Source organism: Actinomadura miaoliensis (genome assembly GCF_039536785.1).
Lineage (GTDB): Bacteria > Actinomycetota > Actinomycetes > Streptosporangiales > Streptosporangiaceae > Spirillospora > Spirillospora miaoliensis.
In genome coordinates this window covers 12,055-26,750 of the sequence record NZ_BAAAZG010000007.1, presented here as the reverse complement: position 1 = coordinate 26,750, position 14,696 = coordinate 12,055, and the positions used below count along the sequence as shown (strand labels likewise).

Sequence of the window (14,696 nt, the reverse complement as noted above, 5' to 3'; positions counted from 1 at the left end):
GCGGTCGCGGCGGCCCGGAGCGCCGCGCGGCGGGCCGTGGAAACGGGCCGTGGAGCGCGCAGCCGGTGCGAAGGGCCGCACGATCGCATGAGGGATCCAATAACCTGGGCACGTGAGTCTGCGCCTGTACGACACCGGAACCCGTAGCGTCCGCACGTTCGAGCCCCTGGAAGAGGGCCGCGTGGGGATGTACGTGTGTGGTGCCACGCCGCAGGCCGCCCCGCACATCGGCCATCTGCGCTCGGGCGTCATCTACGACGTGCTGCTGCGCTGGCTGCGCCGGTCCGGCTACGAGGTGACCTTCGTCCGCAACGTCACCGACGTCGACGACAAGATCATCGCGGTGTCGCAGGCCCAGAACCGCCCGTGGTTCGCGGTGGCCGAGGCCAACCAGCGCGTGTTCACTCAGGGCTACGACCTGCTCGGCTGCCTGCCGCCCACGATCGAGCCGCGCGCCACCGGGCACGTCCCGGAGATGATCGTGCTGATCCGGCGGCTGATCGAGGCCGGGCACGCCTACGCCGTCGGCGGGGACGTCTACTTCGACGTCAGGTCGTGGGCCGACCGGTACGGGGCGCTGTCCAACCAGCGCCTGGAGAACATGCGCTCGGCCGGGGACACCCCGAACGAGGAGTTCAAGCGCGACCCGCGCGACTTCGCGCTGTGGAAGAGCGCCAAGCCGGGCGAGCCGTCCTGGGAGACCCCGTGGGGCGAGGGACGTCCCGGCTGGCACCTGGAGTGCTCGGCCATGGCCACCAAGTACCTCGGGCCCGCGTTCGACATCCACGGCGGCGGCGTCGACCTGATCTTCCCGCACCACGAGAACGAGATCGCCCAGTCGCAGGCGGCCGGGGACGGGTTCGCCCGCTACTGGCTGCACAACGGGCTGCTCACCGTCGACGGCGAGAAGATGGCCAAGTCGGTCGGCAACGTCGTGCTGCTCGACGACCTGCTCGGCAAGGCCCGTCCGGCCGAGGTCCGCTACTACCTGGCGTCGGCGCACTACCGCTCCCTCATGGACTACACCGACGCGGCGCTGGCCGAGGCCGTGTCCGCCTACCAGCGCGTCGAGGGGTTCGTGACCCGCGCCGCCGAGCTGGTGGGGACGGGCCTCGCCGAGGGTGAGCTGCCCGAGGCGTTCACCGCCGCGCTGGACGACGACCTGGGCGTGCCGCAGGCGCTGGCCGTCGTGCACGAGACCGTGCGGGAGGGCAACAGCGCCCTGGCGTCCGGCGACCAGGAGGCCGCCCGCCGCCACCTGGCCTCGGTGCGGGCCATGATGGACGTCCTGGGGCTGGACCCGCTGTCGCGGCAGTGGTCCCGCGCGGGCGAGGAGGACCTGCTGCCCGTGGTGGAGGCCCTCGTCACCGTCGCGCTCGAACAGCGGCAGGCGGCCCGTGCCCGCAAGGACTACGCCTCCGCCGACGCCATCCGCGACCAGCTCGCCAAGGCCGGGATCGTCGTCGAGGACACCCCCCACGGCCCCCGCTGGGAACTCAAGCGCGACTAGCCGGGTCGTCGTGGCGCGACGCGGCGGTTCGTCGCGACGCGGCCATTCGGTACGCGACATAAAATCGCGTGTTCGGGGCGTTCGCCGCTGTGCCGCCCTAACGCGAGCGGAACTGCAGAAGGGCGTACGGAACAACCATGGCCAAGCGCAAGGGCAGAGGACCCACCCCCAAGGCCGAAGACCGCCACTGGCACGCCAAACGGCAGCGTGCCAGGGCCGCCAAGAACGCCCGCCGCACCGGCACCCCCACCCTGGGGCCGGGCGGACGGGAGAAGCTGGCCGAGACCCAGCGCGCCGCCGACGCGGCGGGCAGGGGCCGTCCCGCGGGCGCCCGCCGCTCCGACGGCGACGCCCCCGAGCTGGTCACCGGCCGCAACCCCGTGGTGGAGGCGCTGCGCGCGGGAGTGCCGGGCAGCGCGCTGTACGTGACGTCCAGCACCGACGAGCGCGTCCGCGAGTCGATCCAGCTGGCCGCCGACCGGGGCATCCCGCTGCTGGAGACGGCCAAGCCCGAGCTCGACCGCCTCACCGACGGCGCCGTCCACCAGGGCATCGCCCTGCAGGTGCGGCCGTACCGCTACGCCCACCCCGACGACCTGCTGAAGGGCACCGCGCCGCTGATCGTGGCCGTGGACGGCATCACCGATCCGCGCAACCTCGGCGCGATCGTGCGGTCGGCCGCCGCGTTCGGCGCGTCCGGGGTCGTGGTGCCCGAGCGCCGCGCCGCCGGGGTGACCGCGGGCGCCTGGAAGGCGTCGGCGGGCACGCTGGCCACGGTCCCGGTGGCCCGCGCCACCAACCTGGCCCGGCAGCTCAAGGCGTACCAGCAGGCGGGCTGTTTCGTCGCGGGCCTGGACGCGCGCGGCGGCGTCACCGTCGCCGACCTGGAGGTCGCCGACGGGCCGTTCGTGCTGGTCGTCGGCTCCGAGGGCAAGGGCCTGGGCCGGCTGGTCGCCGAAACCTGCGACATGCTGACGACCATCCCCATGCCGGGCCGCGCCGAGTCCCTCAACGCCGGCGTGGCCGCCGGCATCGCCCTGTACGAGATCGCCCGCCGCCGCGCGTCCTGACCGCTTCCTTCCCGAATACCGGCAAGCGCATCACCCGCGACGTCGACTACCATGCGGGACGAACCTGCCGGTGTAGCTCAATTGGCAGAGCACCTGTCTTGTAAACAGGGGGTTAGGGGTTCAAGTCCCCTCACCGGCTCTGGCACGTCAGGGCGTCCTCCCGTCAGACGGGGGGACGCCCTGACGTTTTCTTTTCGGTCACCAGGCGGGGCGGGGCGATCCGGCCCGAGGCGCTGTCCCGGCGGGCGCCGGGGTCAGGCGGGGGTCACAGGTCGAACTCGGCGGGGTTGAGGCCGAGGGCGAAGCACGCCTCCCGGACGACGGCCTTCTCGTCGTCGTCGAAGTTCCCGTCGGCGCCGCCGATGACGATGCCGATCTGGACGACCGCCCGCGCCTCGTTCTCCTTCTTCTTCGCCTTGCCGATGTCCTGCAGGACCGAGACCTTGCCGAAGGAGAAGTCGGCGGTCAGCTTGGCCACGTACTCGTCGAACCGGCGCCGCAGGTCGTCGGCGGGGAAGTTCTGCAGCACCTCGTTGGAGGCGATGAGGGCGGCGGTGCGCTGCCGTTCGGACGGGTCGACGCTCCCGTCCGCGGCCGCGACCAGCGCGCACATGGCCATCGCCGCGTCGCGGAACGCTCCGCTCTTGAGTTCGTTCTTCTTGCTGAGGAGCTGGGACTGCATCTGCTGGGTGGATTCACGCAACCGGTTCCACAGGGCCATCGCTTCCTCCGTGCGGTCGGGTCGGCTTCCTGAACATCCGCCGATCTGCTACAAGTGTCGTAGCAAATTCCGTCCGCCGCAGCCCGTTACCGGTGAAATCCTCACCACACCGCGCGGCGGACCGCGGACACCGACGACGAAGGGGGAGGGCAATGGGCGTCAGCCTGTCCAAGGGCGGCAACGTGTCACTGACCAAGGAGGCGCCGGGTCTGACGGCGGTCACGGTCGGCCTCGGCTGGGACCTGCGCACCACGACCGGCGCGGACTTCGACCTGGACGCCAGCGCGCTGCTGCTGAACGAGTCCGGCAAGGTCGTGTCGGACCAGCACTTCGTGTTCTTCAACAACCTGCGCAGCCCGGACGGCTCGGTCGAGCACAGCGGCGACAACCTCACCGGTGAGGGCGAGGGCGACGACGAGCAGATCAAGGTGAACCTGGCGGCCGTCCCGGCGGAGGTGGCCCGCGTCGTCTTCCCGGTGTCGATCCACGACGCCGACGCCCGCGGGCAGAACTTCGGGCAGGTCCGCAACGCCTTCATCCGCGTCGTCAACCAGGCCGACGGCAGCGAGCTGGCCCGCTACGACCTCACCGAGGACGCCTCCGCCGAGACCGCCATGGTCTTCGGCGAGCTGTACCGCAACGGCGCCGAGTGGAAGTTCCGCGCCGTCGGCCAGGGGTACGCCTCCGGCCTGGCGGGCGTCGCCAAGGACTTCGGCGTCAACGTCTGACGGCCGGGCCCTCGCTCTCGTCCGTCCGGACGCGGCGGGCGAGGCGAGGGCCCGCTCCGACCGGCAGTCGTCCACGATGACGCGATGCGCGTGTCCGCCGCCCATGCCCATACGCCAGGGACGCGGAATCCGCGCTGTCCCGGAGCGTGCCTGAATGTGCCGAGTGCCCGGGCCGTGCCGTATCCCCATGGCAGAATGACAGCCGTTCGGAGAGGCGCCAGGGCTCCTGATGGCCGCTGCCCGCCCGCCTCCTCGATGAGGATTCACGGACCACGGTCGCCTTCCGCGACGAGGCGGAAGCGGGGCTTTCCAGGGAGCACCGGGGTCCGGGGCACCCCCCGGACCGACTGCCGGGAGGAGGTGCGGTGGCGTGTCCCACGCCGGTCGGCGCCTGCCCGCCCGCCTCGGTGCGACGCTCTCGGCGCTGACCCTCGCCGCCGTCTTCGCCGTCCCCGTGCGGCCCGCCGGCGCCGCGGCCGTCGCCGGCACCGACCAGATCCGGGCCCGGCAGTGGCATCTGACCGCGCTGCGCGTCCCCCGCGTGTGGCGCACGTCCAAGGGCGGCGGCGTGACCGTCGCGGTGCTGGACACCGGGGTCGACCGGAGGCACCCCGACCTGGTGGGCAGGGTGACCGCCGGGCCCGACCTCACCGGCGGGCTGCGGCGTCCCGGCAGCCGCTACTGGGGCCTGCACGGCACGTCGATGGCGAGCATCATCGCCGGGCACGGCCACGGCCCCGACGGCGCGCAGGGCGTGATGGGCGTGGCGCCCCAGGCCCGCATCCTGTCGGTCCGGGTGACGTGGGAGAACGACGACCCGCTGCGGCAGGGCGGCGGGCAGCTCGGCGGCCGCAACCGGGACGCGGTCGCGCAGGGCATCCGGTACGCGGTCGACCAGGGCGCCGACATCATCAACATGTCCCTGGGCGGCGGCAAGCTGTTCTACGACGGCAGCTCCACCGAGGAGAACGCGATCCGGTACGCGCTGAACAAGGGCGTGGTCCTGATCGCGTCGGCGGGCAACGACGGGTCGGGCGCCAACCGTAAGAACTTCCCCGCGGCCTATCCCGGGGTCATCGCCGTCGGGGCCGTCGACCGGCGGATGCGCATCTGGAAGGACAGCAACCGGCACTCGTACGTGGCCGTGTGCGCGCCCGGCGTCGACATCGTCAGCGCGGACGCCAGCAGCGGCTACGTGGTCGGCACCGGAACGAGCCCGTCCTCGGCCATCGTCGCCGGGGTCGCCGCGCTGATCCGCGCCCGCTACCCGAAGCTGACGCCGCAGCAGGTGCGGCAGGCGCTCGTCGAGGGGTCGGTGCCCCGCGAGCAGCCCGGCGGCGTCACCACGTGCTCCACGACGCTGGACGCCGTCCGCGCCATGACCGTCGCCGCCGGCATCAGCCGATCCGGTGACCCGGGCGCGACCCCCGCCCCCTCGGCCGGGCCGGTGGAGCCCGACGGCGCCTTGGAGGAGGAGGGGACGGGCATCATGCTGCCCGCCATTTTGGTGGGCGGCGGCGTCCTGGTGGCGGCGGGCGTGCTGCTGGGGTGGCTGCAGCGGAGGCGACCCGAGGACGACTTCGAGGACGACCCTGAGGACGACTCCCCCTACGACGTGCTGCGGCCGAAGCATCCGCCCGAGCCCGTCGGCGCGCAGGCGGGCGACCCGTCCGGCATCCCGGTGGCCCCTGTGAACGCCCCCTTGTGGCAGAGCAACGAGGTCTTCCCGGGGGGCCGGCCGCCCATGACGCACATGGCCCCGCCGCCTCCGCCGCCCGAAGCGGAGTCCCGGCCTGTGCCGGAGCCCGCCCCCGAGCCGTGGCCAGAGCCGGAGCCCTGGCCTGCGCCCGCGCCTGAGCCCCAGCCTGAGCCCGAGCAGCAGTGGCAGTTGCGTCCCTTCGTCCCGGAGGAGTTCACCGGCAACTGGCACGGTGGCGTCACCGGCGTGAACGGCTCTGGGACGGCCCCCGCCGAGCCCCCCGAGGGCCACAGGCTGGACGGCCTGAACGGCTTCCACGGCAAGGCCAACGGCGTCGACCCGTACGGCGAGCCTCCCCGCCAGGCCGACGAGCCGATGATCGACGACGAGGCGTGGGAGAGGTTCCGCCGCAGCGTGCTGGACGACGGCCCCTACTCCACCGGCGACCCCTACTCCACCGCCCTTCCCCCTCTACCGCGCCAGGGGGACACGCCTGAGGCGCCTCCGGACAACGCGACCGACGAACTCCCCGCGGTGGCGTTCCCGTCCGCGCCCCCGCCCGGCCTGGACGACACCAGCCCGCCACCCGGCAAGTTCATCTCACCCCCCGGCATGGACGACGACCCCCTGGGGCGCCCCTCACGCAAGCAGCGCCCGCCCGACGAGGACGACTACCGGCCGCCATGGTGGTGAGCCCCGGGCTACTCCACGTGGCGTAGCGGCGGAGCCTCCAGACGTACGACGACACGGCCCGGACCCGTCGCCGAGCATCGACACATCCGACGACGACAGGAGGTCGATGACGATGATGGCGACGCTCACCGCACTGGCCGCGCACCCGGGCCCCGGCGGCGGCTGGCACGACAACGGCTGGAACGACGCGCCCGCCTGGTGGCCGGTGTTCCCGATCACCTTCGGGCTGTTCTGGGTGGCCGTGGTGGCGGCGGGCTTCTACCTGGTCCGCCGCCGCATGGCCACGACCGCGGCCCAGGCCGACCCGCTGGCCCGCGCGCACGCCACGCTGGCCGAACGCTTCGCCCGCGGCGAGATCGACGAGGACGAGTACTACAGCCGCTCGTCCGCCCTGCGCCAGGGCTGACCCCCACCGGTGCCGTCCGGGGGGCGGGGGAGCGGGGCGGTCAGTCGGCGCCGGCCTCGCGGAAGATCTTTTCGATGCCCTCCAGCTCGGCGGGCGCCTGGACGGCGGCCTCGGCGAAGCGGGTGAGCAGGCGGGCGAACTCGGTGCGCTCCTCGGGCGTCCAGTCGGACATCAGGCTGGCCAGATAGGCGCGGCGGGAGCGTTCGGCGACCTGCCGGACGCGGCGTCCCGCCTCGGTGAGTCCGAGGTTGGCGCGGCGGGCGTCCACCGGGGACGGGCGGCGCGACACCAGGCCCGCGTCGATGGCGTGGCCGACCAGCCGGCTGGCGGTGGACGGGTCGATCTCCAGGCGTTCGGCGACCGCGCCGACCGTGACCTCGGCCGCGGGGGAGTCCGGGTCCTCCGCGGCGGCGTTGAGCGCGGCGACCGCGTGCACCACCATCAGGTTGGACAGCTGCAGCGGGCGCCCGCCCGGCCCGCCGGAGGTCTGCGCCCGGATCTTCTTCATCAGGTCGGGCTTGATCCAGACCCGGCGCAGATGGAACAGCGCCAGGCCGATCTCCGACAGGACGGGGTCGGCAGGCTCGGCGGAGTCCTGGGAGAGCCCCCCGGACGCGTGCTCCGTCGCCATTGCCACGGCCTCCGTTCACCGTGTCGGTCTGTCCGCAAATACGATTGCAGCGTACACACGAAAACGCGTGCAATCTACATGCGTTCCCTCGTGTCCCTACTCCTGACACAACGCGGATCGTCGTCCGATAGTGGCATGCCCGGGGCACGACGTTCGTCCCTGGGCGCGATCGCGGAAACGTCGGCGGGAAACCGCCGACAGTCGCGCCAAGGCGCACCGTCCGAAGGCCGGTTTGTGGTGCACTGGTAGCCGTTCGCGACGACGAGGCCCCTCAGACCCACGCCATCGATGGCCACCGCCGTGCCGTTCCGGCGGAACACCCGGCCGATGTCCGCGCGGACGCGTACCATGGCACCGGCCGAACCCGGACGACCCGGGATCAGTAACCACAGAGGGGACGTCATGCGCGAGACGTCGGCCCCCGCCGGCGACCCCCCGCGTGCGGCCCCGACGACGGCCCCCGACAGGACGGCAGCATGAACGACGGCCCAGCCCTGCAACCGGTGCCCGACGGCCAGGACGACGATCTCGCCTTCCCGGCCGGCAAACTGTCCGAGCGCGACCGCCAGATCCTCGCCTTCGAACGGCAGTGGTGGAAGTACGCCGGCGCCAAGGAACAGGCGATCCGCGAGCGGTTCGACATGTCGGCGACGCGGTACTACCAGCTCCTCAACATCCTGCTCGACCGCCCCGAGGCGCTCGAGTACGACCCGATGCTCGTCAAGCGCCTGCGCCGGGTGCGCGCCCAACGGCAGCGGCAGCGCGCCGCGCGCCGGTTCGGCATCCGGCCCTGAGGTGCCCAACACTGGACGGGTGAACCTCTTCTCCCCAACCACGGCCGCCGGCACGGACGGCCTGGACGCGATCCGCACCGACCCGGGCGGCGCCGTGCTCGGGTTCGACTTCGACGGCACGCTCGCGCCCATCGTCGACGATCCGGCGGCGGCGCGGGCCCATCCCCGGGCGGCCGCGGCGCTGGCCCGCCTCGCCCCGCGCGTGGGCGCGCTGGCGATCATCACAGGCCGTCCGGCGGCCGTGGCCGTGGAGTACGGCGGGCTCGACGGCGTGGACGGCCTGGTGGTGCTCGGGCAGTACGGCCTGGAACGCTGGGAGTCCGGCGCGCTGACCACGCCCGAGCCGCCGCCCGGCGTCGCCGAGGCGCGCGCCAAGCTGCCCGAGGTGCTCAAGGCCGCGGGCGCGCCGGACGCGACCTACGTCGAGGACAAGGGGCAGGCCCTGGCGGTGCACACCCGCCGCTGCGCCGAGCCGCAGGTCGCGCTCGACCGGCTGCGCGGCGTCCTGGAGGCGCTCGCCGAACGCACCGGCCTGGCCGTGGAGCCGGGACGGTTCGTCTTGGAACTGCGCCCGCCCGGCATGGACAAGGGCATGGCCCTGCGCCGTTTCCTGGACGAGACGCGCCCCGCGCGCCCTGGCGGCCGCCCCTTCCCGTCGGCGGTGCTGTTCGCCGGGGACGACCTCGGTGACCTGGCCGCCTACGACGCGATCGACGCGCTGCGCGCCGAGGGCGTCCCGGGGGTGAAGGTGTGCAGCGGCTCGGCCGAGGTGACCGCCCTCGCCGACCGCGCCGACCTGGTGGTGGACGGCCCCGACGGGGTGGTCCGCTTCCTGGACGCTCTCACCGACTCCCTGGACGCACGCTAAGCCTCCGGGCCCGGGACTCGTCACCCGGTGACGAGCGGAACGCCGCCGCCCGGCGTACTTCGCGATGTCCAGGGGGTGAACGGTTCGGTCCTGCGCCTGCGTCAAACTGTTCACGGCCACGGCGCGACGCAGCCGTGGCACGGGGGCCGACGGACAGGAGCGTTGACGTGGACACCGACCAGGAAAGACCCTTCCCGCCGTCCGCGACGGGCACGGGCCCGATCGGCGTTCACGACACCAGCGGCATCCAGGTGCGGCTCCGGCCGCGCGGCACCGATCGCCGCCGGCGCGGTCGGCGGCGCTCCGGACGCCGCGCGGGCGTCCTGGCCGCGTGCGCCATGGCTGTCGCCGCCGTGCTGATCGGCGCGGGGGTGCTGCTCATGCCCGGCCTGCGGGACGGGAACCCGCGTGCCGGGAACCCGCGGGACGGCGGCGGCGCGACTCCCGAGGTGAGCCGGACCGTCGCGGCCCGACTCCGAGCGGGCTCGCCGGTCGACGTCGGCACGGCGGACGGATCCCGCTACCGGCTCCAGGCGGTGACCGGGGGCCTGGGTGACGGCGCCGTCACCACCCAGCAGTCGTCCCAGCCCCCGCACAAATCGTTCCCCTACATCGACTACATCCTGAGCAACCCCACGGGGGACAGGGTGCTGCTCGACTTCCCCGGCGACGTCTTCGTCAGGCGGAACCTGGTCGCCGCGCGGGACCGCGGCCGCTGCGTGTGGCAGGCGGGCGTCCCCGAGACCATGTGCACCCCGCCGACCAGGAGCGAGGTCGTCCGGACGCTGTCGGGCGGCGCACTGATCGTCGGGGACGGCGGCGACCGCTACATGCCGCCCCGCTCGTCCTACCTGGTGCGCGCGACCGTCGAGGTCCCCGTCGACCGCCGCCTGCGCCGCGGCGACCTGCGCCTGTACGTCTGGAAACAGCTCTACATGGCCGACCGGCCGGCCCGCGAGGCCCCCTTCCCCGCCCGGCCACGCCGGTGATCGCGCGCGGTCACCGGCGCCGGGTGCGGGTCATTCGGCTTCGGGGTCGTCGGCGAGGATGCCGTACAGGCGGCGGCGGGCGTCGTTGACGACCTGCAGCGCGCGCTCCTGCTGGGCCGGGCTGCCGACGGCCGCGACCTGGTGCAGCGCGCCCATCAGCTGGCCGATCGCCTCACGGCCGCGCAGTTCCTGCTCGCCGACGTTCTCCGTCACCTCGTCCCAGGGCGGGGCGGGCTGCGCGGCGGCCTCCTCGCGGCCCGCGTCGGTCAGGCTGAACAGGCGCTTGCCGCCGTCCTGCTCGCTGACGACCTTGCCCTCGTCCTCCAGCATCTGCAGCGTCGGGTAGACCGAGCCGGGGCTCGGCCGCCAGACGCCGCCGGTGCGCTCGTCGAGTTCCTGGATCATCTCGTAGCCGTGCATGGGCCGCTCGGCCAGCAGGGCCAGCAGGGCCGCCCGCACGTTGCCGCGCTTGGTGCGGCGTCCGCGTCCGCCGCCGGGCCCCCGCCTGCCGGGACGCCCCGGGCCGAAGCCTGGTCCGAAGCCGGGGCCGAACCCTGGGCCGCCGGGACCAGGGCCCCAGCCGCCGAACGGGTCGCCCCGCCGCCCTCGTGACTCCTCCTCGGGGAACCGGCCGTGCCTGATGTGGTGATCGTGGTGGCGCATCGCTCTCGTCCTTCCACTCATGATTGATCGCGATGCATTAACGATATATCGGGAACCGGTCGCGATGCAACAGTCGGGTGCCGGACAGAGTGGTCCCTGCGGAGGCTGAGGCGGAACCGGCGGTAGCCTCTCTCGGCCCATGACAGTCGTCCGGGGGCCGGCTCCCGCGCGCGCAGGACAGGAGAGGCACAGCACATGATCGACAGCGACGTCGCCGTACTCGATGACCCGGTTGGTGAGTCGCTCCGTGGCCCTCACGGACATCTGGCCCGCCGGCTCGGCCGCGCGGCCGGATACCTGCCGGAGGTCGCCACCTTCTCCACGGTGTCCGCCGACCCGGACCCGGCGGAGTGGGCCGACCTCGCCCGGTTGCTCGGCCGCGGCGAGCTGGCCGACCTGTTCAGCTGCCCGGCGACCCCGCCCGCGGACTGGGAACCGGTCTTCACCCTCGACGGCCTCCAGATGATCGGCCCCGCCGGCGACACTCCCGGCCGCCCCGAGGCCGAGCCCGGCTCGGAGGTGGTCGAACTGGGCGCCGGCGATGTGCCCGAGATGCTCGAACTCACGGCGCGGACCCGACCGGGACCGTTCTGGCCCCGCACCCGCGAACTGGGCACCTATCTGGGCGTCCGCGAGAACGGCACGTTGGTCGCCATGGCGGGCGAACGTCTCCGTCCGCCGGGATGGGCCGAGATCAGCGCCGTCTGCACCGCTCCCGAGGCGCGCGGACGCGGCCATGCCACCCGCCTGGTGCGTGCGCTCGTCGCACGCATCACCTCCCGGAACGAGCGCCCGTTCCTCCACGTGGCCGCGGCCAACACCGACGCGATCGCGCTGTACGAGCGGCTCGGCTTCGTGGTCCGCAAGCGTGTGACGTTCCGCGGGTTCCGGACGCCGTGACGGCGACGGGTGCGGGCAGGGCACGCCGGCCTCGGCACGCCCGTCCGCACGCCGCCGTGACCGCCGTTTACGGGGCGGTCAGCTTGAGGTTGTCGAGGATGGTCTTGGTCAGGTTGCGGTTGTCGTTCTCCTTGATCCGGATCCACACGCCGAAGGTCCCGCGGCTGTCGCGCAGGCCGACCTCGGTGACGGACGGCGTGCCGACCCGGCACCCGGTGAACCGCGTGATCGTGCCGGTCAGGGCCTTGTCGGGCGAGGTGTAGTTCTCCGTGCCCGCCGGGGTGCAGGTGCGGTGCCCCGACACGCCGGGCGGAGGCAGCTTGCCCTGCGCGACGTCCTTGGTGAGGCCGATGAACACGCCCGGTGCCGTCCCGTCGCCCTTGAACTGCGTCACGTTCGGGGTGGCGCGCAGCACCGGCCGGGCCTGCGCGTCGTTCAGCGCCACGGTCGTCGGCACCCAGGTGGGCTCCTGCCGGTCCAGCGGCCAGGCCCGCGGCACCGCCGCGCGGATCTTGCCGGAGGCGTCCGCGACCTGCGCGAAGTCCTGCGGGACGCGCGGCTTGTCGGGCTGCTTCTTCTCGTCGTCGCCGGACAGGACGGTGCCCAGCGCCAGCCCGACGACCAGCGCCACGCACAGCAGCGCCGCACCGATGACCAGTGGCAGGGGGACCTTCCGCGACGACGACCCGCCCCCGCCGCCCTGCTGCTTCGAGCGTCCCGGCAGCGCGATGTTCTTCAACCGCGCCAGCCGTCCCTGGCCTGCCCGGCCTCCCCGATTCTGCTGGGCCGGCTCGAAACCGGTGGGCGGCGGCGGTTGCCCTCCCTGGTACGGCGGCGCGCTGTGCGGGGCGGGCGGGAGCACCGCGGTCCTGTCGCCGGGCGGCTGCGCCGGCCCCGGGCCCTGCGGCCCCTGATGGCCGTGTTGCGGCGGGACGGGAAGCGCCGCCGTACGGTCGTCGTCCTGCGGGGCGCCGGGGGACGCCGGACCCTGGGGGCCGGGAGGACCCAGTGGGGTCGCGGGCGGGCCGAACGGCGTGGAGCCGCGGCCGCTCGGGTGGTCGACGACCGTGACCGCCTCCAGATCGCCCACGTCCGACCAGTCCTGGCGGGTGGAGTCATCGTCCACCGGGGCGCCCGGCCCGGGCGATTGCGGGTAAAGCGGCTGAGGCGGGGATGGGTGAGGCTGGGGCGGCTGCGGCTGCCCCTGGTGGCTGGGCGGCTGCGGTTGGGGCGTCGGGGGCTGCTGACGCTGCGGCTTGTCCCTGACGGTCCTCTCGACGTCGAACGTGCTGTAGGGCTCGTCCACGGCCGTCGGCGCCGGCTCCGCAGGAGGCGGCGGAGCAGGAGCGGCGGACGGCGGCGCGGTGGACGATGGCGGCGCGGTGGACGATGGGGAAGCCGAAGCCGCGGACGGTTCGGCGGCCCCGCCGTCGGACGCGCCGCGTCCCTGCGCGGGCGGCGAGCTGGTCGGCCGCAGCGTGGAGAGCGCCTCGGCGAACGCCTCGGCCGTGGGGTAGCGCTTCTCGCGTTCGACCTCCAGCGCGCGCAGGATGACCTCGTCGAACGCGGGCGGCACCCCTTCGCGCAGCTCGCTGGGCCGCTTCTTGACGGGGGCCGGCCCCGGGGGACGCCCGGCGATCATGTGGTACGTCAGCGCGCCCAGCCCGTACACGTCGGCCCGCACGTCCAGGCCGCCGCCGAAACGGGCCTGCTCGGGCGACATGTACCCCGGCGTGCCCACCGGCAGGGTGAACGCGCCGGAGGCGTGCGCCAGCGCCTTGGCCAGCCCCAGGTCGGCGATCAGCAGCCGCTCCCGCCCGTTGCGGGTGGACTGGAACAGCACGTTGGACGGTTTGAGGTCGCGGTGGATCACGCCGAGCGCGTTGATGACCTCGACCCCGTACGCGATCTCCTCGGCGTACGCAAGGGCCTCGTTGACCGGAAGTGGCCGTTCGCGCATCCGGTCGCCGAGGGTGCCGCGGTCGGCGTAGGACATGACGAAGTAGGGGCGCCCGTCCGGAAGCTCCCCGATGTCGTGCACGCGGACGAGCCGCTCGGAGTCGGCGCGGCGCAGGATCCGCGCCTCCTCCAGGAAGCGATTGCGCACGTCGAGGTCGTCGAGGAGGCTCCCGGACAGCACCTTGATCGCGACCTGGGCGTCCAGCGCCTCGTCGTGCCCCAGCCACACTGAGGCGAACGCCCCGGATCCGAGGACCCGCTCGATTCGGTAACGACCGACAGTTGGTGGGAAGGACACTCCCGTATCATGCCCAACGAACGGGGTGTGTGTGCGAACGAGCTGAGGCGCGGCGATGGCACTGGACGACAGAACCGAGCAGCTGGCCGTCAAGGCCGCCCAGGGAGACCGGGCGGCGCTCGACGATCTGCTCCGCACGATCGAGCCCGACGTGCTGCGGCACTGCTCGCGTTTCCTGCCCTGCCGCCAGGACGCCGAGGAGGCGTGCCAGGACGCGCTGCTGCAGGTCGCCCGCAACATCCACCGGTTCGAGGGACGCTCCCGTTTCAGCACGTGGCTGCACGTGGTGGTCGCCAACTCGGCGCGTTCCACCTACCGCTCGCTCAAGCGCCGCTCGCTGGAGCAGGCGGGCGAGCTGCCGCAGCAGCGTCCCGACCCGCGCCGCACCAGCGTCATCGCCGGGTCCCGCGTCGACATCCTGGACGCCATGGAGGACCTGGAGGCCCGCAAGCCCGACCTGATCCAGGCCCTGGTGCTGCGGGACGTCTCCCAGCTGGAGTACGCCGAGATCGCCGAGCAGCTCAAGCTCCCGCTCGGCACGGTCAAGTCCCGCATCCACGAGGCCCGCAAGCAGGTCCGCCAGACCCTGGGCGAGTCCTACACCTGACGCCCACCTGACGCCCGCGTCCGCGCCGCCGGCGCCCGTTCCGCACGGCCGCCCCCGCGCGGACCGGCCGCGTGCCGGAATGTCTACAGGCGGCGGAATCCGCTGGTCAGCTGCTGCCAAGCATCCGTAATGCCTTGGCAAGCGTGCGCCTAGGCGCGCG

The 14,696-nt window shown here is 73.4% G+C and carries 14 protein-coding genes and 1 tRNA gene; 11 read left to right on the top strand and 4 right to left on the bottom strand.

Going from position 1 to position 14,696, the window contains the following annotated elements; all coding sequences use genetic code 11:
- Window positions 1-112: 112 nt before the first annotated feature.
- From cysS to ABD811_RS08820, 3 genes are all read left to right on the top strand, one after another.
- Window positions 113-1,510, top strand: a complete 1,398-nt coding sequence (gene cysS / locus ABD811_RS08830) for a cysteine--tRNA ligase (RefSeq protein ID WP_344943625.1) — start codon at window positions 113-115, stop codon at window positions 1,508-1,510.
- A 137-nt stretch (window positions 1,511-1,647) separates the two neighbouring features.
- Window positions 1,648-2,580 (top strand): 23S rRNA (guanosine(2251)-2'-O)-methyltransferase RlmB, encoded by a 933-nt coding sequence (gene rlmB / locus ABD811_RS08825; RefSeq protein WP_344943623.1) that lies wholly within the window; start codon window positions 1,648-1,650, stop codon window positions 2,578-2,580.
- A gap of 66 nt (window positions 2,581-2,646) precedes the next feature.
- Window positions 2,647-2,719: transfer RNA gene (locus ABD811_RS08820), tRNA-Thr, on the top strand.
- A gap of 126 nt (window positions 2,720-2,845) precedes the next feature.
- Here ABD811_RS08820 and ABD811_RS08815 read toward each other — a convergent pair.
- The gene (locus ABD811_RS08815) at window positions 2,846-3,301 is read right to left on the bottom strand and encodes a tellurite resistance TerB family protein (RefSeq protein ID WP_344943620.1); all 456 of its coding nucleotides are present in this window, start codon (window positions 3,299-3,301) and stop codon (window positions 2,846-2,848) included.
- Window positions 3,302-3,453: 152 nt separating this feature from the next.
- On the opposite strand from ABD811_RS08815, the gene ABD811_RS08810 reads away from it, so the two are divergent.
- From ABD811_RS08810 to ABD811_RS08800, 3 genes are all read left to right on the top strand, one after another.
- Window positions 3,454-4,029, top strand: coding sequence for a TerD family protein (locus ABD811_RS08810; RefSeq protein ID WP_344943617.1), 576 nt, complete (start codon window positions 3,454-3,456; stop codon window positions 4,027-4,029).
- A 370-nt stretch (window positions 4,030-4,399) separates the two neighbouring features.
- The gene (locus ABD811_RS08805) at window positions 4,400-6,421 is read left to right on the top strand and encodes a S8 family serine peptidase (RefSeq protein WP_344943614.1); all 2,022 of its coding nucleotides are present in this window, start codon (window positions 4,400-4,402) and stop codon (window positions 6,419-6,421) included.
- A 106-nt stretch (window positions 6,422-6,527) separates the two neighbouring features.
- On the top strand, window positions 6,528-6,827 hold the full coding sequence (locus ABD811_RS08800; protein WP_344943611.1) for an SHOCT domain-containing protein: 300 nt from the start codon (window positions 6,528-6,530) through the stop codon (window positions 6,825-6,827).
- A gap of 40 nt (window positions 6,828-6,867) precedes the next feature.
- Here ABD811_RS08800 and ABD811_RS08795 read toward each other — a convergent pair whose 3' ends face one another.
- Window positions 6,868-7,458, bottom strand: a complete 591-nt coding sequence (locus ABD811_RS08795; RefSeq protein WP_344943609.1) for a MarR family winged helix-turn-helix transcriptional regulator — start codon at window positions 7,456-7,458, stop codon at window positions 6,868-6,870.
- 476 nt (window positions 7,459-7,934) lie between these two features.
- On the opposite strand from ABD811_RS08795, the gene ABD811_RS08790 reads away from it, so the two are divergent.
- The 3 genes from ABD811_RS08790 (at window position 7,935) to ABD811_RS08780 (ending at window position 10,109) form a co-directional block, all read left to right on the top strand.
- On the top strand, window positions 7,935-8,252 hold the full coding sequence (locus tag ABD811_RS08790) for a DUF3263 domain-containing protein (RefSeq protein WP_344943606.1): 318 nt from the start codon (window positions 7,935-7,937) through the stop codon (window positions 8,250-8,252).
- Window positions 8,253-8,271: 19 nt separating this feature from the next.
- Window positions 8,272-9,120 (top strand): trehalose-phosphatase, encoded by an 849-nt coding sequence (gene otsB, locus ABD811_RS08785; RefSeq protein WP_344943603.1) that lies wholly within the window; start codon window positions 8,272-8,274, stop codon window positions 9,118-9,120.
- Between the two features lie 167 nt (window positions 9,121-9,287).
- Complete coding sequence (locus ABD811_RS08780) at window positions 9,288-10,109, top strand: hypothetical protein (RefSeq protein ID WP_344943600.1); 822 nt, start codon at window positions 9,288-9,290, stop codon at window positions 10,107-10,109.
- A gap of 30 nt (window positions 10,110-10,139) precedes the next feature.
- On the opposite strand, the gene ABD811_RS08775 is transcribed toward ABD811_RS08780, so the two are convergent.
- Window positions 10,140-10,772: a PadR family transcriptional regulator gene (locus tag ABD811_RS08775; protein WP_344943598.1), complete on the bottom strand. Its 633-nt coding sequence runs from the start codon at window positions 10,770-10,772 to the stop codon at window positions 10,140-10,142.
- 195 nt (window positions 10,773-10,967) lie between these two features.
- Between ABD811_RS08775 and ABD811_RS08770 the strand changes: the two genes are divergently transcribed.
- Window positions 10,968-11,672 (top strand): GNAT family N-acetyltransferase, encoded by a 705-nt coding sequence (locus ABD811_RS08770; protein WP_344943595.1) that lies wholly within the window; start codon window positions 10,968-10,970, stop codon window positions 11,670-11,672.
- A 67-nt stretch (window positions 11,673-11,739) separates the two neighbouring features.
- Here ABD811_RS08770 and ABD811_RS08765 read toward each other — a convergent pair whose 3' ends face one another.
- Window positions 11,740-13,929 carry a serine/threonine-protein kinase gene (locus ABD811_RS08765; RefSeq protein WP_344943593.1) on the bottom strand — a complete coding sequence of 730 codons (2,190 nt, stop codon included), beginning with the start codon at window positions 13,927-13,929 and terminating at the stop codon, window positions 11,740-11,742.
- A gap of 55 nt (window positions 13,930-13,984) precedes the next feature.
- Between ABD811_RS08765 and ABD811_RS08760 the strand changes: the two genes are divergently transcribed.
- Window positions 13,985-14,536: an RNA polymerase sigma factor gene (locus ABD811_RS08760; protein ID WP_344943590.1), complete on the top strand. Its 552-nt coding sequence runs from the start codon at window positions 13,985-13,987 to the stop codon at window positions 14,534-14,536.
- The last annotated feature ends 160 nt before the right edge of the window (window positions 14,537-14,696 follow it).

Bases quoted from the DNA above. Each gene is read 5' to 3' on its own strand.
- rlmB (WP_344943623.1), top strand. From the start codon at position 1,648: ATGGCCAAGCGCAAGGGCAGAGGACCCACCCCCAAGGCCGAAGACCGC.
- ABD811_RS08800 (WP_344943611.1), top strand. From the start codon at position 6,528: ATGACGATGATGGCGACGCTCACCGCACTGGCCGCGCACCCGGGCCCC.
- ABD811_RS08795 (WP_344943609.1), bottom strand. From the start codon at position 7,458: ATGGCGACGGAGCACGCGTCCGGGGGGCTCTCCCAGGACTCCGCCGAG.
- ABD811_RS08770 (WP_344943595.1), top strand. From the start codon at position 10,968: ATGATCGACAGCGACGTCGCCGTACTCGATGACCCGGTTGGTGAGTCG.
- ABD811_RS08775 (WP_344943598.1), bottom strand. From the start codon at position 10,772: ATGCGCCACCACGATCACCACATCAGGCACGGCCGGTTCCCCGAGGAG.
- ABD811_RS08790 (WP_344943606.1), top strand. From the start codon at position 7,935: ATGAACGACGGCCCAGCCCTGCAACCGGTGCCCGACGGCCAGGACGAC.
- ABD811_RS08760 (WP_344943590.1), top strand. From the start codon at position 13,985: ATGGCACTGGACGACAGAACCGAGCAGCTGGCCGTCAAGGCCGCCCAG.
- ABD811_RS08815 (WP_344943620.1), bottom strand. From the start codon at position 3,301: ATGGCCCTGTGGAACCGGTTGCGTGAATCCACCCAGCAGATGCAGTCC.
- ABD811_RS08810 (WP_344943617.1), top strand. From the start codon at position 3,454: ATGGGCGTCAGCCTGTCCAAGGGCGGCAACGTGTCACTGACCAAGGAG.